This is a genomic window from Pseudomonas sp. GM74 (genome assembly GCF_000282455.1).
GTDB lineage: Bacteria > Pseudomonadota > Gammaproteobacteria > Pseudomonadales > Pseudomonadaceae > Aquipseudomonas.
Map to the genome: position 1 here is coordinate 24,303 of NZ_AKJG01000045.1, position 19,033 is coordinate 43,335.

The 19,033-nt window shown below is 60.0% G+C and carries 20 protein-coding genes and 1 other RNA gene; 9 read left to right on the forward strand and 12 right to left on the reverse strand.

What is annotated here, in order from left to right; genetic code table 11:
• Nucleotides 1-130: 130 nt before the first annotated feature.
• The 5 genes from ppx to PMI34_RS18550 form a co-directional block, all read right to left on the reverse strand.
• The gene (gene ppx, locus PMI34_RS18570) at nucleotides 131-1,633 is read right to left on the reverse strand and encodes an exopolyphosphatase (protein WP_008048669.1); all 1,503 of its coding nucleotides are present in this window, start codon (nucleotides 1,631-1,633) and stop codon (nucleotides 131-133) included.
• Nucleotides 1,634-1,873: 240 nt separating this feature from the next.
• On the reverse strand, nucleotides 1,874-2,611 hold the full coding sequence (locus tag PMI34_RS18565) for an amino acid ABC transporter ATP-binding protein (protein WP_008048671.1): 738 nt from the start codon (nucleotides 2,609-2,611) through the stop codon (nucleotides 1,874-1,876).
• Entirely contained in the window at nucleotides 2,598-3,248 is a 651-nt protein-coding gene (locus tag PMI34_RS18560; protein ID WP_008048678.1) for an amino acid ABC transporter permease, read from the reverse strand. Before PMI34_RS18560 ends, PMI34_RS18565 begins: the two co-directional genes overlap by 14 nt.
• On the reverse strand, nucleotides 3,245-3,913 hold the full coding sequence (locus tag PMI34_RS18555; RefSeq protein ID WP_008048679.1) for an amino acid ABC transporter permease: 669 nt from the start codon (nucleotides 3,911-3,913) through the stop codon (nucleotides 3,245-3,247). The genes PMI34_RS18560 and PMI34_RS18555 overlap by 4 nt, the downstream gene beginning before the upstream one ends.
• A gap of 22 nt (nucleotides 3,914-3,935) precedes the next feature.
• A complete protein-coding gene (locus tag PMI34_RS18550; RefSeq protein ID WP_008048680.1) occupies nucleotides 3,936-4,721 on the reverse strand; it encodes a transporter substrate-binding domain-containing protein in 786 nt (261 codons plus the stop codon).
• A gap of 255 nt (nucleotides 4,722-4,976) precedes the next feature.
• On the opposite strand from PMI34_RS18550, the gene PMI34_RS18545 reads away from it, so the two are divergent.
• The 7 genes from PMI34_RS18545 to PMI34_RS18515 all read left to right on the forward strand — a co-directional run bounded on the left by PMI34_RS18545 (nucleotide 4,977) and on the right by PMI34_RS18515 (nucleotide 13,320).
• Nucleotides 4,977-5,681 (forward strand): FadR/GntR family transcriptional regulator, encoded by a 705-nt coding sequence (locus PMI34_RS18545; RefSeq protein WP_008048681.1) that lies wholly within the window; start codon nucleotides 4,977-4,979, stop codon nucleotides 5,679-5,681.
• Nucleotides 5,682-5,804: 123 nt separating this feature from the next.
• Nucleotides 5,805-6,134, forward strand: coding sequence for a thioredoxin TrxA (trxA, locus tag PMI34_RS18540; RefSeq protein ID WP_003206727.1), 330 nt, complete (start codon nucleotides 5,805-5,807; stop codon nucleotides 6,132-6,134).
• A 248-nt stretch (nucleotides 6,135-6,382) separates the two neighbouring features.
• Entirely contained in the window at nucleotides 6,383-7,642 is a 1,260-nt protein-coding gene (rho, locus tag PMI34_RS18535) for a transcription termination factor Rho (RefSeq protein WP_003206716.1), read from the forward strand.
• Between the two features lie 196 nt (nucleotides 7,643-7,838).
• The gene (locus tag PMI34_RS18530; protein WP_032829537.1) at nucleotides 7,839-9,836 is read left to right on the forward strand and encodes an acyltransferase family protein; all 1,998 of its coding nucleotides are present in this window, start codon (nucleotides 7,839-7,841) and stop codon (nucleotides 9,834-9,836) included.
• Between the two features lie 69 nt (nucleotides 9,837-9,905).
• A complete protein-coding gene (gene ubiD, locus PMI34_RS18525; RefSeq protein ID WP_008048693.1) occupies nucleotides 9,906-11,372 on the forward strand; it encodes a 4-hydroxy-3-polyprenylbenzoate decarboxylase in 1,467 nt (488 codons plus the stop codon).
• Entirely contained in the window at nucleotides 11,372-12,340 is a 969-nt protein-coding gene (locus PMI34_RS18520; RefSeq protein WP_008048694.1) for a CDP-6-deoxy-delta-3,4-glucoseen reductase, read from the forward strand. The genes ubiD and PMI34_RS18520 overlap by 1 nt, the downstream gene beginning before the upstream one ends.
• Nucleotides 12,341-12,651: 311 nt before the next feature.
• The gene (locus PMI34_RS18515) at nucleotides 12,652-13,320 is read left to right on the forward strand and encodes a gamma-glutamylcyclotransferase (RefSeq protein WP_008048695.1); all 669 of its coding nucleotides are present in this window, start codon (nucleotides 12,652-12,654) and stop codon (nucleotides 13,318-13,320) included.
• On the opposite strand, the gene glpT is transcribed toward PMI34_RS18515, so the two are convergent.
• Together glpT and PMI34_RS18505 are read right to left on the reverse strand one after the other, a co-directional pair.
• A complete protein-coding gene (gene glpT / locus PMI34_RS18510) occupies nucleotides 13,296-14,645 on the reverse strand; it encodes a glycerol-3-phosphate transporter (protein WP_008048696.1) in 1,350 nt (449 codons plus the stop codon). The two genes, PMI34_RS18515 and glpT, sit on opposite strands and share 25 nt — an antisense overlap.
• A 410-nt stretch (nucleotides 14,646-15,055) precedes the next feature.
• Entirely contained in the window at nucleotides 15,056-16,033 is a 978-nt protein-coding gene (locus tag PMI34_RS18505; protein WP_008048697.1) for an NADPH:quinone oxidoreductase family protein, read from the reverse strand.
• A gap of 150 nt (nucleotides 16,034-16,183) precedes the next feature.
• On the opposite strand from PMI34_RS18505, the gene PMI34_RS18500 reads away from it, so the two are divergent.
• Nucleotides 16,184-16,591, forward strand: a complete 408-nt coding sequence (locus PMI34_RS18500; protein WP_032829534.1) for a flagellar basal body-associated protein FliL — start codon at nucleotides 16,184-16,186, stop codon at nucleotides 16,589-16,591.
• A 141-nt stretch (nucleotides 16,592-16,732) separates the two neighbouring features.
• On the opposite strand, the gene PMI34_RS18495 is transcribed toward PMI34_RS18500, so the two are convergent.
• Entirely contained in the window at nucleotides 16,733-17,185 is a 453-nt protein-coding gene (locus tag PMI34_RS18495) for an EVE domain-containing protein (protein WP_008048699.1), read from the reverse strand.
• A gap of 195 nt (nucleotides 17,186-17,380) precedes the next feature.
• Here PMI34_RS18495 and PMI34_RS28955 point away from each other — a divergent pair, with 195 nt between their 5' ends.
• Nucleotides 17,381-17,536 (forward strand): hypothetical protein, encoded by a 156-nt coding sequence (locus PMI34_RS28955; protein ID WP_008048702.1) that lies wholly within the window; start codon nucleotides 17,381-17,383, stop codon nucleotides 17,534-17,536.
• A gap of 35 nt (nucleotides 17,537-17,571) precedes the next feature.
• Here the strand turns inward: PMI34_RS28955 and PMI34_RS18490 are convergent, their stop codons facing one another.
• From PMI34_RS18490 to PMI34_RS0127190, 4 genes are all read right to left on the reverse strand, one after another.
• Entirely contained in the window at nucleotides 17,572-18,177 is a 606-nt protein-coding gene (locus tag PMI34_RS18490) for a 5-formyltetrahydrofolate cyclo-ligase (RefSeq protein WP_008048703.1), read from the reverse strand.
• 86 nt (nucleotides 18,178-18,263) lie between these two features.
• Nucleotides 18,264-18,442: non-coding RNA, 6S RNA (ssrS, locus tag PMI34_RS27985), on the reverse strand.
• A 30-nt stretch (nucleotides 18,443-18,472) separates the two neighbouring features.
• Nucleotides 18,473-18,790 carry a cell division protein ZapA gene (locus tag PMI34_RS18485; RefSeq protein WP_007982900.1) on the reverse strand — a complete coding sequence of 106 codons (318 nt, stop codon included), beginning with the start codon at nucleotides 18,788-18,790 and terminating at the stop codon, nucleotides 18,473-18,475.
• Entirely contained in the window at nucleotides 18,787-18,996 is a 210-nt protein-coding gene (locus PMI34_RS0127190) for a TIGR02449 family protein (RefSeq protein ID WP_007982902.1), read from the reverse strand. The genes PMI34_RS18485 and PMI34_RS0127190 overlap by 4 nt, the downstream gene beginning before the upstream one ends.
• Nucleotides 18,997-19,033: the final 37 nt, after the last annotated feature.

Sequence of the window (19,033 nt, forward strand, 5' to 3'; positions counted from 1 at the left end):
AGCGGGCTTGCTCGCGAAGGCGGCCGAACAGCCAGCATTGATGTTGGATGTGATGGCCTCTTCGCGAGCAAGCCCGCTCCCACATGGGTTGTGAACAAAAAAGGCCTTCCGAAGAAGGCCTTTTTCAATTTCAGCGAGCGGTCAACACAATGTCGACCCGGGTCAGCCATTGCGCTTCGATTTCGAAGTCGGCCTGGGTCAGCTGGTTTTCGTCCAGCCAGTTCTCCGGGAACACCACTTCCAGGCTGTTGCCATGGGCGTTCAGTTCCACCTGGGGCATTTGCTGGGTGCCACGGATGTGGTGGAACAGGATCGCAAAACGCAGCAGCACGCACAGGCGAATCAGCTTGATGCCGTCATCGCCGAAATCGGCGAACTTGTCCTTGGGAATGTTGCGCCGGTGGCCACGTACCAGCAGCGCGAGCATCAACTGGTCTTCGCGGGAGAACCCGGCGAGGTCCGAGTGCTCGATCAGATAAGCGCCGTGTTTGTGGTACTGGTAGTGAGCGATGTCCAGGCCCACCTCATGGACCTTGGCCGCCCAGCCGAGCAGTTCGCGCCAGACGCCGTCTTCCAGCTCCCAGTCCTTGGCCACCTGATCGAACGCATGCAGCGCCTTGCGCTCGACCCGTACCGCCTGTTCCTGATCGACGTGGTAGCGCCCCATCAGCGAAGTGAGGGTGCGTTCACGCACGTCTTCGTGATGATGGCGGCCCAGCAAGTCATAGAGCACGCCTTCGCGCAGGGCGCCTTCGCAGTGATCCATGCGTTGCAGTTCGAGGGAGTCGAAGATCGCTTCGAGAATCGCCAGGCCGGCCGGGAAAATCGCCCGGCGATCCGGCTTGATACCTTCGAAATCGATTTTCTCGACGTCGCCCATCTTGATCAGTTTGCGCTTGAGCCAGGCCAGGCCCTCGGCATTGACCTCGCCCGAGCCTTGACCGCCGGCCTTCAGCGCCAGGCCGATGGCACGGATGGTGCCTGAGGAGCCGATGGCTTCATCCCAGGTCAGGCGGTGCAGGGCATGCTCGATGCTCATGATCTCCAGCCGCGCCGCGGTGTACGCCTGGGCGTAACGGGCCGGGGTGATCTTGCCGTCCTTGAAATAGCGCTGGGTGTAGCTGACGCAACCCATCTGCAGGCTTTCGCGCAGCAGCGGTTCGAAGCGCTGGCCAATGATGAATTCGGTACTGCCGCCACCGATGTCGGCCACCAGGCGTTTGCCCGGGGTGTCGGCGAGGGTGTGGGACACGCCGAGATAGATCAGGCGCGCTTCTTCACGGCCGGAAATGACTTCCACCGGGTGGCCGAGGATTTCTTCGGCTCGATGGATGAATTCGGCGCGGTTGCGGGCTTCACGCAGGGCGTTGGTGCCGACGATGCGAACGGCGCCGGTGGGCATGCCGCTGATCAGTTGGGCGAAGCGCTTGAGGCAATCGAGCCCGCGTTGCATCGACTCTTCGCTGAGATGGCGTTCTTCGTCGATGCCGGCGGCCAGCTGAACCTTCTCCCCGAGACGCTCGAGAATACGGATCTCGCCGTTCTGGGCCTTGGCCACGACCATGTGAAAGCTGTTGGAGCCCAGGTCGATTGCGGCGATCAGGGACAGATTCTTGGCTTGGGATTGCGGCATGATCAGGGGTCTCGGTCGATAACCTCGACATCGTGCCACGATCAAAGGCTGGCGCCAACGCGCAGGAGCAGCCGAAGGCTGCGATCTTTCACCATGGGGCTCCAGTGGTGCGGCCACTGGCCTCTTCGCGGGCAAGCCCGTTCCCCAGGTTTTTGCAGCGAATACGCAATCGTATTCCAGCAGAGGACCCTGTGGGAGCGGGCTTGCCCGCGAAGGCGGCGCCAATAGCACCGCAGATCTTCAGCCCGCCGCCTCAACCGTCCCGATGAAATTCGCCAGCTCCGCCGTCTGCGGATTGGTGAACAACACCTTCGGATCGCCTGTTTCATGCACCTTGCCCTGGTGCATGAACACCAGTTTGTCCCCAACCTCCCGGGCGAAGCGCATTTCGTGGGTGACCATGATCAGCGTCATGCCTTCCCTGGCCAGTTGCCGGACCACGCTCAGCACTTCGTTGACCAGTTCCGGGTCCAGCGCCGAGGTGATTTCGTCGCATAGCAACACCTTTGGCGACATTGCCAGTGCCCGGGCAATCGCTACCCGCTGTTGTTGCCCGCCGGACAGCCGGTCAGGGAAGGCATCGAACTTTTCCCCCAGCCCGACCCTTTCCAGCATCTGCCGCGCCAGTTCGGCGGCCTTGGCTTTCGGTATTTTTTGCACCACTTGCGGCGCGAGCATGACGTTCTCGCCCACGGTCAGGTGCGGGAACAGGTTGAACTGCTGGAACACCATCCCGACTTTCTGCCGCAGGCTGCGCAGGTCGGCGCGGGCGGCGTCGAGGTACTCGCCGTCGACTTCGATCACGCCGTCGTTGATCGACTCCAGGCCGTTGAGAGTGCGCAGCAAAGTGGACTTGCCCGAGCCACTACGGCCGATGATCGCCACCACCTGGCCTTCCTCGATGCTCAGGTCGATGCCTTTGAGCACGTGGTGATCGCCGTAGTATTTATGCAGGGCGGAAATTCTAAGCAGAGGCATGCAGTCTCCTTTCCAGGTAGCGCGCACTGAGCGACAAGGGGTAGCAGAGCAGGAAATAGCCGAGGGCGACGAGGCCGTAGACCATGAAAGGTTCGAAGGTGGCGTTGGCGAGCATGCCGCCAGTCTTGGTCAGTTCGGTGAAGCCGATGATCGAGGTGACGGCGGTGCCTTTGACCACTTGCACCGAGAAACCCACGGTCGGTGCCACGGCGATGCGCAACGCCTGGGGCAGGATCACATGGCGCAATTGTTCCAGCGGGTTCAGCGCCAGACTCGATGAGGCTTCCCATTGGCCGTTTGGAATCGAGTCGACGCAACCGCGCCAGATCTCCGCCAGATAGGCACTGGTGAACAACGTCAGAGCTATTGCCGCCGCCATCCACGGCGAAATCTCCAGCCCGGCCAACGCTACGCCGAAAAACACCAGGAACAGCTGCATCAATAGCGGTGTGCCCTGGAACAGCTCGATGTAGGTGCGGGCGAAACTGCGCGGCAATGACTTTTTCGAAATGCGCAGGACCATGATCAGCAAGCCGATCAGCCCGCCGCCAATGAACGCCACCAACGACAGCGCCAAGGTCCATTGCAGGCCCGTGAGCAGGTTGCGCACGATGTCCCAGAAGGTGAAGTCGCTCATCGGCTGCTCCTTGCAATGAAGCGGTGGCCGATCCAGTTCAATAGCTGGCGGATCAGTAGCGCCATACACAGATACAGCAGCGTGGTCAGTGCGTAGGTTTCAAAAGCGCGGAAGTTGCGCGATTGAATGAAGTTGGCGGCGAAGCTCAGCTCCTCCGTAGCGATCTGCGAACACACCGCCGAGCCGAGCATGACGATGATGATCTGGCTGCTCAGGGCTGGCCAGACTTTGCCCAGTGCCGGCAGCAGCACCACATGACGGAACGCTTCGAAACGCGTCATCGCCAGTGCCGCCGCGGCTTCCAGATGACCCCGGGGAATCGCCTGGATGCCGGCGCGGATGATCTCGGTGGAATAGGCGCCAAGGTTGATGACCATCGCCAGTACCGCCGCCTGCCATTCGGAAATCTGCACGCCCAGGGACGGCAAGCCGAAGAAGATGAAAAACAACTGCACCAGGAATGGCGTGTTGCGGATCAACTCGACGTAGACCGCGAAAATCCCCGCGAATGGCCGGATGTTCCACGCCCGCACCAGCGCCCCGACGATGCCCAGCCCCACGCCGAGCACAGCGCCGATGGCGGTCAGCTCAAGGGTGAACAACGCACCGCGCAGCAACAGATCGGTGTTGTTCACCACCGGCAGGAAATCGAACTGATAAGCCATAAAACGTCTCCAGCGCGCCGAATCAGAGATCGGCCGGCAGCGGCTCTTTCAGCCAGGTCAGGGCGTTCTTTTCCAGTGCGCCGTCGCTCTTGGCGGTCACGAGGATCTGGTTGACCTTGTCCAGTAGCGCCGGCTCGTTCTTGTTCACGCCGACGTAGACCGGCGAATCCTTGAGCTTCACTTTCAGCGCCGGCACGCGTTTCGGGCTCTTCTCGCTGATTGCGACCATCACCACATTGCCGCTGGCGATCAGGTCGACTTGCCCGGCCAGATACGCGGCGATGGTCGAGTTGTTGTCTTCGAAACGCTTGATGGTCACGCCTTCGGGGGCGACCTTGGTCAGCTCGATGTCTTCGATGGCGCCACGGGTGACGCTGATGGTCTTGCCCTTTAGATCGTCCAGGCCCTTGATGTCGGCGTCTGGCGGACCGAACACGGCGAGGTAGAACGGCGCGTAGGCGCGGGAGAAGTCGATGACTTTTTCGCGCTCCGGGTTCTTGCCGAGGCTGGAGATCACCAGATCGACCTTGCCGGTGGTGAGGAAGGGGATGCGGTTGGTGCTGTTGACCGGGGTCAGTTCGAGTTTGACCTTGAGCTGGTCGGCCAGCAGTTTCGCGGTGTCGATATCGAGGCCGCGGGGCTTCATGTCCGGGCCGACCGAGCCAAACGGCGGGAAGTCCTGGGGCACGGCAACCTTGAGGACGCCGCGCTTGACCACATCCTCCAGACCGTCGGCGTGGGCAGGTGCCTGGCTCAGCATCAGGCTGGCAAACAGGGCTGCGAGGAGGGCGCTGTAACGCTGGGTCATGGCAAATCTCCGAATCGGCAAGAAGTGATTTCTGCGGATCGACAGAGCATGGGCCATGCCAACATGGGGTTTTGGGGGTGCCAGAGCGCGGTTTTGCTGGCGTTGACGGTCTTACTGGTCTGAACAGTCAGGTTGCGTTTCGCACCCCGATGGCGCAGCCGTGAAAATCATCGAACCCCCATGGGGCACGACTTGCCGGGCGTCGCGAATAGCTTTACAACTGAGCGCACATTGGCCTGGTTCGTCTGGAAAACCATGAACTCGATCTCCCGCGCCGTACCTGAAGTGGCGCTGCAAGCCATCCGCAAACTGATTACCGAACAGGGCTTCGGGCCGGGGGATGCCTTGCCCTCGCAACGGGACCTGGCGGTGCAATTGGGGGTCAGTCGGGCGTCGTTGCGCGAGGCATTGTCGTCGCTGAGTGCGCTGGGTGTCATCAGCATCCAGCCGGGTAAAGGCGTGTTCGTGCAATCGCCGGTGGAGTTGTCGCGAGGCGATGCGGTACCGGGCTGGCCGTTCGCGGCGCAGGCTTTGCCGCTGGACATCTTTCAACTGCGCTATGCGCTGGAGGGGTTTGCGGCGGGGTTGGCGGCCGTAACCTTGAGCACCGGCGAACTCGATGCGCTGGAAGACAATGTCGCCGCCATGCGAAACGAGCTGAAGTCCGGCGACTTCGAAGCCGCGGCCCGCCTGGATTTCGAATTCCACCGTCGCATCCTGCTGGCCAGCGGCAATCAGGCGATGCTGAGCATCCTGACCGCCAGCGCCGACATCTTCCTGGAAAGCCAGAAGCTACCGTTCATCCGGGTCGAGCGGGCCATGGAAACCTGGCAGGAACACCGCAAAATCCTTCGTGCGCTGGCCCGCCGAGCATCTGGCGCCGCGCAAAAGGCCATGCAAGAGCACGTACGCAATGCCGCGTTGCGCACCGGAATCGCGTTCATCGCTCCCGTCACCTGATGACCTGAGCTATACCCAAACTCATGAATCACCATAGCGAGACTCAATCATCTGCACCTTCCTGAACGAGGGAAGGACCGCTATGATGGGCCACGTTTTTTTGCTTACAACCTGGAGAATTCCATGAGCAGCGATCTTATCAAACACGTTAGCGACGCTAGCTTCGAGGCCGACGTACTCAAGGCCGAAGGCGCTGTACTGGTCGACTACTGGGCTGAATGGTGCGGCCCTTGCAAAATGATCGCTCCGGTTCTGGACGAAATTGCCGAGACTTACAAAGGCAAGCTGACCGTTGCCAAGCTGAACATCGACGAAAACCAGGAAACCCCGGCCAAGCACGGCGTACGTGGTATCCCGACCCTGATGCTGTTCAAGAACGGCAACGTTGAAGCGACCAAGGTCGGCGCACTGTCGAAGTCGCAACTGGCTGCCTTCCTCGACGCCAACATCTAAGCGTCGCTGCAAAGTGTCCTTAAAAAGCCCCGCAAATTAGCGGGGCTTTTTGCGTATTCAGGGCTAGACGCTCCTAAACTCAGGTGGTACATTCGGCCCCGCACTGGTTTCTCCATTGCCCCCTGCTAGCCGTCGCCGACGCACTCCTTTTCGAATAAGTACGCGATCCTGTCGCCTTCTCCGCGGCGCGGCCTCATTAAGCCAAAAGCTTAATTTCCCCCCTCCATAAATGATTACGTCATTCCTATATGAATCTGACTGAACTCAAGCAAAAGCCGATTACCGAACTGCTCGAATTGGCCGAACAGATGGGCATAGAAAATATGGCCCGTTCGCGCAAGCAGGACGTGATTTTCTCCCTGCTCAAGAAGCACGCGAAAAGCGGTGAGGAAATCTCCGGTGATGGCGTGCTGGAGATTCTCCAGGACGGCTTCGGCTTCCTGCGCTCCGCTGACGCTTCCTATCTCGCAGGTCCAGACGATATCTACGTCTCGCCGAGCCAGATCCGTCGTTTCAACTTGCGCACCGGTGACACCATCGTTGGCAAGATCCGCCCTCCAAAGGAAGGCGAGCGTTATTTCGCGCTGCTCAAGGTCGACACGATCAACTTCGACCGTCCGGAAAACGCGAAGAACAAGATTCTCTTCGAGAACCTGACTCCGCTGTTCCCGACCGTGCGCATGAAGATGGAAGCCGGTAACGGTTCCACCGAAGACTTGACCGGTCGTGTCATCGACCTGTGCGCCCCGATCGGTAAAGGCCAGCGCGGTCTGATCGTTGCACCGCCGAAAGCGGGCAAGACGATCATGCTGCAGAACATTGCCGCGAATATCGCGCGTAACAACCCTGAAGTTCACCTGATCGTGCTGCTGATCGATGAACGTCCGGAAGAAGTAACCGAAATGCAGCGTACCGTGCGCGGCGAAGTGGTTGCCTCGACGTTCGACGAGCCGCCAACCCGCCACGTGCAGGTTGCCGAAATGGTGATCGAGAAGGCCAAGCGCCTGGTCGAGCACAAGAAAGACGTGGTGATCCTGCTTGACTCCATCACTCGTCTGGCCCGTGCCTACAATACCGTGATCCCGAGCTCCGGCAAGGTACTGACCGGTGGTGTCGACGCCCACGCCCTGGAGAAACCGAAGCGTTTCTTCGGCGCCGCGCGGAACATCGAAGAAGGCGGCTCGCTGACCATCATCGCCACCGCGCTGGTTGAAACCGGCTCGAAGATGGACGAAGTGATCTACGAGGAATTCAAGGGCACCGGCAACATGGAGTTGCCGCTGGATCGCCGTATCGCTGAAAAGCGCGTCTTCCCGGCCATCAACATCAACCGTTCCGGCACCCGCCGCGAAGAGTTGCTGACTGCCGACGACGAGCTGCAGCGCATGTGGATTCTGCGCAAGCTGCTGCACCCGATGGACGAAGTGGCTGCCATCGAGTTCCTGGTCGACAAGCTGAAAACGACCAAGACCAACGACGAATTCTTCCTGTCGATGAAGCGCAAGTAACATCGCCCGTTGAGTTCAAGAGAATGGCGCCCCGGTGGGGCGTCATTTTTTTTGCCTGCATTTTTTTTCCGGGCCATGGGAGGTTTTTGATTGGACAAGGTCAGTTGGTTAGCACTGCAACCAGCCGCGTCAGCAGTCATCTCCGGGGACGATGCTCAAGCGCGCTGAAAACAACGATCTGACTGGTTTTATGTTTATGAGCACACTGGCTTATCGAAGGGACATCGACGGCTTGCGCGCGGTGGCGGTAATCGCTGTCGTGCTGTTTCATTTTGGCGTTCCCGGGTTTACCGGCGGCTTTGTCGGCGTGGACGTATTTTTCGTGATTTCCGGTTACCTGATCACGTCGATCATCTGGAATCAGCGCCAGGCCGGGCCATTCAGCTTCGTCGATTTCTGGGCCCGGCGTGCGCGGCGAATTTTGCCGGCGTTGTTCGCGATGATCATCGCGGTGCTGGCGGTCGGCTGGTTTTTGCTGGCACCGAAGGATTACGAAGAGCTGGGGCGGTCGGTGCGTTACCAGGTGATGTTTGTGTCCAACATCCTGTTCATGCGCCAGGACGGCTATTTCGATGTCGCCTCGGACCTCAAACCCCTGCTGCACACCTGGTCGCTGGCGGTGGAGGAGCAGTTTTACATTGTCTTCCCGTTGCTGCTGACACTGCTGTCGAGCCGTGTGAAACATTGGCGGCTGGCGCTGTTCGGCGTATTGCTGCTGTCCTTTGGCTTGAGCGTGTGGGCCGTCGCCCATCACCCGGAAAAAGCCTACTTCCTGCTGCCGATGCGTGCGTGGGAGCTATTGGCCGGAGCGATGCTGGCGGTAGCGCCCAAGTCGGCGTGGCGTCTCAAGCCGATGGCGGCGCAGTGGCTGAGCCTGCTCGGCATGGTGCTGATCCTGTTGGCGGTGTTCGGTTATGACAAGGCCACGCCATTCCCGGGTATCGCGGCGTTGCCGCCGGTGTTTGGTGTGGTGCTGCTGACTCTGGCCAACAATCATCGTGAAACCTGGGTTGGTCAGTTTTTGAGCAGTCGGGTGATGGTCGGCCTCGGCCTGGTTTCTTATTCCTGGTACCTGTGGCACTGGCCGGTGTTCGTATTCTCCCGCTATGCCAGCGTCGGTGAACCGAGTGCTTTCGACCGTGCCGGGTTGATTCTGCTGACGCTGTTGCTGGGTTATCTGTCCTGGAAACTCGTCGAAACCCCGTTTCGTGAGCGCCGCCTGCTCGGCGGGCGCCGGCAGATTCTGCTCGCTGGTGCCTGCGGCGTCCTGGTGCTCGGCCTGGCTGGACAAACCTTGCGATGGACCGACGGCTTGCCATGGCGTCTGTCTGACCAGGCCCTGCAATACGCCAAGGGTCGCGAATGGCGGCCGGAGCTGATGGCCTGCCTGGCCGATGACAAGACGCCGGACGACAGGTTGTTCTGCCGTTATGGCGCGCAAAACCGCCTTCGCCCAGCGCTTGTCTGGGGCGATAGTCATGCCACGGCGTTGATTCCGGTTTTCGACGAGGGTGCCAAAACCCATGGCGTCAACGTGATGCTCGCCAGTTCTCCTGGTTGTTTGCCTGTCGAAGGCCTGGAGCACGATGCGCGTTGTGCGCGGTTCAATCGACGCGTTGAACAGGCCTTGATGTCGCAAGCTGTTAGCGATGTGGTGTTGGTCGCGCACTGGAGCCTGTACCTCTACGGCGACGGCAAAGGTGATCTGGGTCACGCTCTGAAAAGCGCTGACGGGCACTACGACCGCGCCAGTGCCGAACAACGCCTGGCCGATGGCTTGCGTGCACGAGTCGCGCAATTGCGTGCCGGCGGGCATCGGGTCTGGCTGGTAAAAGAGGCGCCATTGCAGGCCTTCAGCCCACCGTATCGCCTCACCCGCCTGGCAATGCTGGACCGTCCGGTCGACGATGTCGGGCTGGCACTCGCAGAGCACCACAAGCGCCAGGCATTCATCAGTCAATTGTTCGCACAACTGGCGCAAGACCCGGCGGTACAGGTGGTGGACCCTGCGCCGAGGTTGTGTGATGCAAACGGCTTGTGCCGCGCCGAACATGGCGGCCATTCGTTGTACACCGATGACAATCACCTCTCGGAGGTCGGTGCGCGGTGGGTGGCGCCGATCCTCGAACCGCTGTTTGTCAGTCTGCAAGCCAGGGCCAACCCGGGGAAAGGGCAGGTGAATGCATCCAGATAAGCAGCGATAAGCTGCCAGCGGCCGGCAGAGCAGGTAGGATGTACGCCTATTTTTCGGGTGCCATCATCAATGAAATTCAAGGATCTTCGGGATTTCGTGCAGCAGCTTGAGCAGCGCGGAGAGTTGAAACGCATCCAGATCCCCGTCTCTCCAGTGCTGGAGATGACCGAGGTGTGTGATCGCACGCTGCGTGCCAAAGGCCCGGCGCTGTTGTTCGAAAAGCCGACAGGCTATGACATCCCGGTGCTCGGCAACCTGTTCGGCACCCCCGAGCGGGTCGCCATGGGCATGGGTGCCGAGTCGGTCAGCGAGCTGCGCGAGATCGGCAAGTTGCTGGCGTTCCTCAAGGAACCCGAGCCGCCGAAAGGCTTGAAGGATGCCTGGTCCAAGCTGCCGATCTTTCGCAAGATCATTTCGATGGCGCCGAAAGTCGTCAAGGACGCGGTGTGCCAGGAAGTGGTCATCGAAGGCGACGACGTCGACCTGGCCATGCTGCCGGTGCAGACCTGCTGGCCGGGCGACGTCGGTCCGCTGATCACCTGGGGCCTGACCGTCACCAAAGGTCCAAACAAGGATCGCCAGAACCTCGGCATCTACCGTCAGCAAGTGATCGGCCGCAACAAGGTCATCATGCGCTGGCTGAGCCACCGTGGCGGCGCGCTGGACTACCGCGAGTGGTGTGAAAAGCACCCGGGCCAGCCGTTCCCGGTTTCCGTGGCCCTGGGCGCTGACCCGGCGACCATTCTCGGCGCCGTGACCCCGGTGCCCGACAGTCTTTCCGAATACGCCTTCGCCGGCCTGCTGCGTGGCAACCGCACTGAGTTGGTGAAGTGCCGCGGCAACGACCTGCAAGTGCCGGCCACCGCCGAAATCATCCTCGAAGGCGTGATCCATCCGGGCGAGATGGCCGATGAAGGCCCGTACGGCGACCACACCGGTTACTACAACGAAGTCGACAGCTTCCCGGTGTTCACCGTCGAACGCATCACCCATCGGATCAAGCCGATCTACCACAGCACCTACACCGGCCGTCCGCCGGATGAGCCGGCGATCCTCGGCGTGGCGCTGAACGAAGTGTTCGTTCCGATCCTGCAGAAGCAGTTCCCGGAGATCACCGACTTCTACCTGCCGCCCGAAGGCTGCTCGTACCGCATGGCCATCGTGACCATGAAGAAGTCGTATCCGGGCCACGCCAAGCGGGTAATGCTGGGTGTCTGGTCGTTTTTGCGACAGTTCATGTACACCAAGTTCGTTATCGTCACCGACGACGATATCAACGCCCGGGACTGGAACGACGTGATCTGGGCCATTACCACGCGCATGGACCCCAAGCGCGACACGGTGATGATCGACAACACGCCGATCGACTACCTGGACTTCGCCTCGCCGGTTTCCGGCCTGGGGTCGAAAATGGGCCTCGATGCCACGCATAAATGGCCGGGCGAAACTACCCGCGAATGGGGCCGGGTCATCGTCAAGGACGATGCCGTGACCCAGCGGATCGATGCCATCTGGAATCAGTTAGGAATAGATTGATGCGTGTAACCTTGCAGCCCTCCGGAGCAGTGCTTGAGATATTGCCCGGCGAGCGGATTCTCGATGGCGCACGACGACTGGGCTACGAATGCCCGCAAAGCTGCCGCAACGGCAATTGCCACGTGTGCGCGGCGCTACTGGTGGAAGGCCGGGTCGAGCAGGCCGGTAATGTGCGCGACCATGGCGAGTTCTACACTTGCATAGCGGAGCCGCTGGAAGACTGCATCGTGCTGTGGGATGGCGTGCTCGCGCTGGGAGAACTGCCAGTGCGCAGCGTGTCGTGTCAGGTCATTGAGTGCAAGGAGGTGGGCGGCGACACCTGGCGCGTGCGTCTGCGGGCTCCGGCCGGAAAACCGCCGCGCTACCACGCCGGTCAGTACCTGATGATCGAGCGGGAGAACGGCGAAAAATCCGCATTCTCTCTCGCCTCGGCACCGCATGCGGGGCGCGATCTGGAAATCCACGTACTGGCGCGCGAAACAAGTGCGTTGAGCCTGATCGAACAGCTCCAGCGCAACAGCATGGTGCGGGTCGAATTGCCGTTTGGCGATACCCACCTGGAGGAGTTGCCGGACGGTCCTCTCGTGCTGATCGCCGCGGGTACCGGCATGGGCCAGGTCCATGGCCTGATCGAACATTGCCGGGCCTCGGGTTTCAAGCATCCGGTGCATCTGTATTGGGGCGTGCGCCGTCCAGAAGACTTTTACCAGGTCGAGCATTGGGACGAATGGCTGAAGCTGCCCAACCTGTTCCTGCACAAGGTCGTCAGCGATCAATGCGGCTGGGAAGGGCGGTGCGGCATGTTGCATGAAGCGGTCTGTGAAGACTTCCCTGACCTCAAGCCGTTGCATGTATACGCCAGTGGCTCTCCGGCCATGGTCTACGGCACGCTGGATGCGCTGGTGGAAGCGGGGATGGATGCCCACCAGATGCGTGCCGACGTATTTGCCTACGCGCCGCGGTCTTGATCTGCCCCGTCCACCCTGTAGGAGCGAGCCTGCTCGCGATGGTCGTTAACGATTACTCGGGCAGTCAGGCTACCCGCAGCGCTCTTGATTCCATCGCGAGCAGGCTCGCTCCTACAGGTATATAACTCCACATATAGCCAATCGGCATTTATAAACTTTTATAAATATCGGTAGGTTATATGTTGTCCAGGCAATTAATTAAGAGCTGTGCCATGGCATTCAAATTGCCTTAAAACTTATGTGCCTTATTGTTACAGCTGTGCGTTCTATTAAGTAATTCTTCACCCGCGGGGAGCTGAACGCTATTCGCCATGAGCGCCATAGAATCTGCTTTTTTGAATCTGGCTTACCCTCCGCGGCTCGATCTGGGGCCGCAGCTCACTCACGAACAATTGCTCAGCTCGATGCAAACGACCATGGCGCGCCACAAGGGCGGGCCGGTGTGGTTGTTTGCGTATGGTTCGTTGATCTGGCGCCCTGAATGCACCGCGGTTGAGCGGGTTCGCGGCCGGGTGCATGGCTATCATCGTGGGTTGTACCTATGGTCCCACGAACATCGCGGCACACCGGAAATGCCCGGCCTGGTGTTTGGCCTGGATCGTGGCGGTTCTTGCAGCGGTTTCGCCTATCGCTTGCCCGAAGAGCAACTCGAAGCCTCGCTTTACGCACTTTGGCAGCGCGAGATGCCTTTCCCTTCCTACCGCCCGCACTGGCTCAACTGCCGTCTCGAAGATGGCAGCCAGGTACAGGCATTGGGTTTTGTGCTGGAGCGACACCTGCCCAGCTATGCTGGCAACTTGCCGGACCATGTGCTGAGCCATGTGTTCGAAAACGCTTGCGGGCGTTACGGCACCACTCGCGATTATGTCGAGCAGACCGCGCACGCCCTGCGCAGCCACGCCATGCCAGACCGGAATCTGGAGGCGCGGCTCAAGCGCTGTAAATCAAAGGCCGATCAAGCGAGTGCTTCGCGGCCCTGACTGGCGATTTGTTTGTGCCGTAGCGTTGGGGCCAGGAAGGCCATCGCCAACAGGCAGGCGCCGACCAGCAGCACGAAGCCGCCGTCCCAGCCGAAATGGTCCACGGTGTAGCCCATCGCTGCACTGGCCGCGACCGAACCACCCAGATAACCGAACAGTCCGGTAAAGCCCGCCGCCGTACCGGCAGCTTTCTTTGGTGCCAGTTCCAGCGCCTGCAGGCCGATCAGCATTACCGGGCCGTAGATCAGGAAGCCAATGGAAAGCAGCGCGATCATGTCGACCATCGGATTGCCGGCCGGGTTGAGCCAGTAAACCAGCGTCGCGACCGTCACCAGCGCCATGAATACCATGCCGGTCAGGCCACGGTTGCCACGGAAAATCTTGTCCGACATCCAGCCGCACAGCAGCGTGCCCGGGATACCTGCCCACTCGTAGAAGAAGTACGCCCACGAGGTTTTATCCACAGTGAAACCCTTGGCTTCCTTGAGGTAAGTCGGCGCCCAGTCCAGCACGCCGTAGCGCAGCAGATAGACAAAGACGTTGGCCAGGGCGATGTACCAGAGCATTTTGTTGCGCAGCACGTATTTGACGAAGATTTCCTTGGCGCTGAATTCCTCTTCGTGGCTGGCGTCGTAGCCTTCCGGGTAATCGTTCTTGTACTGCTCGATCGGCGGCAGGCCAACCGATTGCGGGGTGTCGCGCATGGTCACAAAGGCAAACACCGCTACCGCCAGCGCCACTGCAGCCGGTACGTAGAACGCGGCGTGCCAGTCATTGAACAGGCCCATGCCGATCAGGAACAACGGCCCGATCAGGCCACCGCCGACGTTATGCGCCACGTTCCACACGGACACCACACCGCCACGTTCCTTCTGCGACCACCAGTGCACCATGGTCCGGCCACTCGGCGGCCAACCCATGCCCTGCGCCCAGCCATTGATGAACAGCAGAATGAACATCATGGTCACGCTGGACGTCGCCCAAGGCGCGAAACCGAAAATGAACATCACCCCAGCCGACACCAGAAGACCGAACGGCAGGAAGAAACGCGGGTTGGAACGGTCGGACACCAGGCCCATCAGAAATTTCGATAGACCGTAGGCAATCGCGATGGCGGACATCGCCAGGCCCAGCTGACCACGGGAGTAGCCCTCGTCGATCAGGTATGGCATGGCCAGGGAGAAGTTCTTGCGCAGCAGGTAATAACCCGCATAGCCAATGAAGATGCCGGCGAAAATCTGCCAACGCAGGCGTCGGTAGGTGCTGTCTATTTTTTCTTCAGGCAATGGAGCCTGATGTGCGGCAGGACGAAAGAAAGCAAACATTCAAGAGCTCCAGATTTCTTGTTTTGACTGCGGATACGAATGTTACAGTTTCGTTACCGAAAATAGCACCGGTTATCATCGGCAAAACAGCGGAAATGTTGGATGTCGCGCGTTCCTTTATGAACATGTCGCTCAGATGTAAGTGAGGGGCGTTGTAGGAAGCGTTACCTGTTTTCGTTTTTCAGCTGGACCCGCAGTTACCTGACCCACTCGCTTTCACCGACTCAATTGCCGGAGGAGAAGCGTCTGGCTCTGATTGCCAAGCTCAATGCCAGCGTCCGTTCGATTGTGCAGCGGTGTAGCGCACATCCGGCGAGTCGGTATGTGCGGTTTTTGCCGGAGGAGATTCGGGTGTTGCTTTGACGGCAATAAAAGCGCGGCTACATGGCCGCGCTTTTTTGCAGAGAGATTCAGCGAACCTGCACCACCACTTTCCCCACCGCTTTACGCTGGCCAAGGTCATTGATCGCCTGCGCCGCATTGCTCAGCGGATACACCTGGGACACCAGAGGCTTGAGCTTGCCTTCGGCAAACCAGCCAAACAACTGCTGGAAGTTCGCCGCGTTGTCCTGCGGCTGGCGTTGGGCGAACGAGCCCCAGAACACGCCGAGCACTGCCGCACCTTTAAGCAAGGCCAGGTTGACCGGCAATTCGGGAATGCGACCGCTGGCGAAGCCGACCACCAGCAGTCGGCCGTTCCAGGCGATGGCGCGGATGGCCTGGTCGAACAGGTCGCCGCCGACCGGGTCGTAGATCACGTCGGCGCCCTGGCCGTCGGTCAGGCGTTTGATTTCATCCTTGAGGTTGGTTTCGCTGTAGTTGATCAGTTCGTCGGCACCGGCAGCCTTGGCCACGGCGAGTTTCTCTGCACTGCTGGCTGCGGCGATCACCCGGGCGCCCATGGCTTTGCCGATTTCCACCGCCGCCAGGCCGACACCGCCGGAGGCGCCAAGCACCAGCAGGGTTTCACCGGGTTGCAGGTTACCGCGCTGCTTGAGGGCGTGCATCGAGGTGCCGTAGGTCATGCTGAAGGCGGCGGCGGTGTTGAAGTCCATCGATGGCGGGATCGGCAGCACGTTGTAGCCCGGCACGGCGACCTGCTCGGCAAAGCTGCCCCAGCCGGTCAGGGCCATGACCCGATCACCGACTTTCAGGTGGCTGACTTTTTCACCCACGGCGCTGACGACGCCGGCCGCTTCACCACCCGGCGAAAACGGGAAGGGCGGCTTGAACTGGTATTTGCCCTCGATGATCAACGTGTCGGGGAAATTCACCCCGGCAGCGTGCACGTCCAGCAGGATTTCATTCTTCTTCGCGACAGGACTGGCGACGTCTTCCAGCACCAGCGATTCGGCAGGGCCGAAGGCTTTGCACAGCACGGCTTTCATCAGGGCTATTCCTTTGGGAGTGATGGCCGATAAGTGTAGGTGTGTGGGTCGATGGGTCAACGAGCATGCCCGGCCCTGATAGTCGGCCATAAGCTTGTGCTTGCGCGGCGGGTCGTTATGCTAGGCCGCAAACCGGATAAGGAGCGAATTTTGAAAGCGTGGATCATGTTGATGCTGGCCCTGTCTCTGCCTGTGGCAGCGGTGGCCGAAGAAGCCAAAGAAGATGCTGCTCCGAAGGTCAGCTACATCACCCTGAGCCCGCCGTTCGTGGGTAACTACGGGTTGGACGGCACGCCGAAACTGAAGGTCTACAAGGCCGATGTGGCGTTGCGGGTGACCGGTGACGAGGCCGCCAAGGCAGTAAAGGCCAATGAGCCGTTGATCCGCAATCAATTGGTCGCGCTGTTCGCCCAGCAGACCACCGAGACGATGAACAACGTCGAGGCCAAGGAAAAACTGCGTCAGGAAGCCCTGAAACAGACCCAGCAGGTGATGAACGATGAAACCGGTAAGCCGGTGGTTGAGGATCTTTTGTTCAACAACCTCATTATCCAATAAAAACTCTGTTGCCTGGGCCGGCCCTATCGCGGGCAAGCCCGCTCCCACAAGGATTAGCGGTGAACACAAATTTTGTGAGCACCAGAAGCCACTGTGGGAGCGGGCTTGCCCGCGATGGCATTTGGATGGGCACCGAGAACTTTACGGCTTGAGCGATATCACCGCCGCCCACTGCTCCGCTGTCACCGGCATCACCGAAAGCCGCGAACCTTTCTGCACCAGCGGCAACTCCGCCAGCGCCGTCTGCTGCTTCAGATAATCCAGTTTCAGAACCCGGTCAAACGTCTCGACATGCGCGACATCGATCGCACTCCAGGCGTTTTTGTCCGCAGTTGCCTTGGGGTCGTAGTAATGACTTTCCGGCTCCAGCGCCGTCGGGTCCGGATACGCGGCTTCGACAATCTTGCCGATTCCGGCGATGCCTGGCTCAGGGCAGCTGGAATGATAGAAAAAGAACCCATCCCCCACCGCCATGGCCCGCAGGAAATTGCGTGCCTGATAGTTGCGAACCCCGTCCCAGCGCGCTTTGCCGAGCTTTTCCAGTCCCTTGATCGAGAGTTCGTCGGGTTCGGACTTCATCAGCCAATAGGCCATGTCTGTTGCTCCTTGCGTGGTGATTGAGCAGCTTGTCGACGATTTTATGACAAACCGACAGTCGGTTGACGTCAGCATTTGCGCAGCGGTTCACGTTGTCGCAAAATGCCGGCCTTTAGAGCTTGACGCTGCTGCACGGCCTACAAACGGAAACCGCTGCTGTCATCGTGTTGATGTGCCTTTGGGGGGCAATCGATGAAACGCAAACCGGATTTACTATGGATTTTGGTCATTTTGTTTGGCCTTGGCGTCGTGACCACCGGCTATGCCCAAAGCCTGTGGGCCAACAAGACCGATGCGCCGGTCGAAGTCGCCCAATTGCAGCAACAGTCGACCGCCTTCAAGCGCTGATCCTGTTGCCTCGGCGCCACTGATCGAAGTGGCGTCTAGCCTGCGTAATACCAGGCCTTGTCTGTCACCGTTCCTTGCAGCGGCACATCCCAGCTCGCCTGAGCCAATCGCGCCACTTTCTGACATTCATGGGCCAGCCCCAACAGCGTCGGCTTGCGCCAGTCATTTCGTCGCGCCAGGTAAGCCAGGCTGCGATCGTAGAAGCCGCCGCCCATCCCCAGGCGCCCGCCGACATCGTCAAAACCCACCAATGGCAACAGCACCAGATCCAGTGCCCAGATCTTGCGCTGCCGGGCGAGGTTGGCCCGTGGTTCGAGAATACGGAAGCGGTTGGGTTTGAGTTTTTCCCCGGGTCGGATGCGCTGGAACACCATTTTGGTTCGCGGCCAGGCGCTCAGCACCGGTAGATAGGTGGCTTTGCCCCGGCGTTGCGCGGCGCGCAGCAACAGGCGCGGATCGATTTCACCGTCGGTGGGCAGGTAGAGCGAGATGTGTCTGGCGCGGCGGAACAGCGGTTGCTGGGCCAATTGCTTGTACAGTCCGCGAGCGGCCTGGCGTTGCTGACTGGGAGTCAGTGCGCGGCGGGCCTTGCGCAGCATGCGTCGAAGTTGCGGGCGGGGGAGCAGCGCAGGTTCGGTCATGTATTCGGGCTTCAACAATGCGGATACGTGAAGCGTACCCGTAAAAACGCCAATGCCGGTATCAAAACCGGCATTGGACTGGAATCAGGCTCCCCGAATGTGCCGCTGTCGACTTAGCCCTTGAACCCGAAAGTTCAAGGTGGAAGATGCAGTAGGCTTTAAGGCTTTCCGTCTAGCGGACATGCACACCAGCCCAACGTGCAACCTCCAGGGTATAGCAAATCGGCTCAGGGACATCGCCAACTGGCAAGCACCCCAGGGAGTGAGGGGATTATACCGCAAGCGGCGGCGCGAATCAGCCTTTGGTGACGTCCGGATCGGTGGCGAGTGCCAGATCGACGCGGTCGAGCAGGTCACGCACCTGTTCGCGGGTCGAGCCGCTGGCCTGGATATCCGGGCGTTCTTCCTTGTGCAGAAGGTCGTGGGTGATGTTCAGCGCGGCCATCACGGCAATACGGTCGGCGCCGATGACTTTGCCGCTGCTGCGGATCTCACGCATCTTGCCGTCCAGATAACGGGCGGCGCTGACCAGATTACTGCGCTCTTCCTGAGGGCAGATGATCGAATACTCTTTGTCGAGGATCTGCACGGTGACGCTATTGCTTGAACTCATGAGTCTTGCTCCAGGGCCTTGAGGCGCGAAATCATCGATTCGACCTTACGCCGGGCGATTTCGTTTTTTTCAATGAGGTGCGCGCGTTCCTCGCGCCAGGTCTTTTCCTGAGCTAGTAAGAGTCCGTTTTGACTCTTAAGTTGCTCGACTCGGGTAATCAGCAGCTCGAGTCTGGCCATCAGCGCTTGCAGGTCGGTGTCTTCCATTGTCTTCACTGTCTGATGGGTGTTGGTCTGTAGGAGC

Bases quoted from the DNA above. Each gene is read 5' to 3' on its own strand.
- PMI34_RS28955 (WP_008048702.1), top strand. From the start codon at position 17,381: ATGAAACGCAAACCGGATTTACTATGGATTTTGGTCATTTTGTTTGGC.
- PMI34_RS0127190 (WP_007982902.1), bottom strand. From the start codon at position 18,996: ATGGAAGACACCGACCTGCAAGCGCTGATGGCCAGACTCGAGCTGCTG.
- rho (WP_003206716.1), top strand. From the start codon at position 6,383: ATGAATCTGACTGAACTCAAGCAAAAGCCGATTACCGAACTGCTCGAA.
- PMI34_RS18545 (WP_008048681.1), top strand. From the start codon at position 4,977: ATGAACTCGATCTCCCGCGCCGTACCTGAAGTGGCGCTGCAAGCCATC.
- PMI34_RS18560 (WP_008048678.1), bottom strand. From the start codon at position 3,248: ATGAGCGACTTCACCTTCTGGGACATCGTGCGCAACCTGCTCACGGGC.
- ubiD (WP_008048693.1), top strand. From the start codon at position 9,906: ATGAAATTCAAGGATCTTCGGGATTTCGTGCAGCAGCTTGAGCAGCGC.
- ppx (WP_008048669.1), bottom strand. From the start codon at position 1,633: ATGCCGCAATCCCAAGCCAAGAATCTGTCCCTGATCGCCGCAATCGAC.
- trxA (WP_003206727.1), top strand. From the start codon at position 5,805: ATGAGCAGCGATCTTATCAAACACGTTAGCGACGCTAGCTTCGAGGCC.
- glpT (WP_008048696.1), bottom strand. From the start codon at position 14,645: ATGTTTGCTTTCTTTCGTCCTGCCGCACATCAGGCTCCATTGCCTGAA.
- PMI34_RS18520 (WP_008048694.1), top strand. From the start codon at position 11,372: ATGCGTGTAACCTTGCAGCCCTCCGGAGCAGTGCTTGAGATATTGCCC.
- PMI34_RS18530 (WP_032829537.1), top strand. From the start codon at position 7,839: ATGAGCACACTGGCTTATCGAAGGGACATCGACGGCTTGCGCGCGGTG.
- PMI34_RS18515 (WP_008048695.1), top strand. From the start codon at position 12,652: ATGAGCGCCATAGAATCTGCTTTTTTGAATCTGGCTTACCCTCCGCGG.
- PMI34_RS18495 (WP_008048699.1), bottom strand. From the start codon at position 17,185: ATGGCCTATTGGCTGATGAAGTCCGAACCCGACGAACTCTCGATCAAG.
- PMI34_RS18565 (WP_008048671.1), bottom strand. From the start codon at position 2,611: ATGCCTCTGCTTAGAATTTCCGCCCTGCATAAATACTACGGCGATCAC.
- PMI34_RS18550 (WP_008048680.1), bottom strand. From the start codon at position 4,721: ATGACCCAGCGTTACAGCGCCCTCCTCGCAGCCCTGTTTGCCAGCCTG.
- PMI34_RS18485 (WP_007982900.1), bottom strand. From the start codon at position 18,790: ATGAGTTCAAGCAATAGCGTCACCGTGCAGATCCTCGACAAAGAGTAT.
- PMI34_RS18505 (WP_008048697.1), bottom strand. From the start codon at position 16,033: ATGAAAGCCGTGCTGTGCAAAGCCTTCGGCCCTGCCGAATCGCTGGTG.
- PMI34_RS18555 (WP_008048679.1), bottom strand. From the start codon at position 3,913: ATGGCTTATCAGTTCGATTTCCTGCCGGTGGTGAACAACACCGATCTG.
- PMI34_RS18490 (WP_008048703.1), bottom strand. From the start codon at position 18,177: ATGACCGAACCTGCGCTGCTCCCCCGCCCGCAACTTCGACGCATGCTG.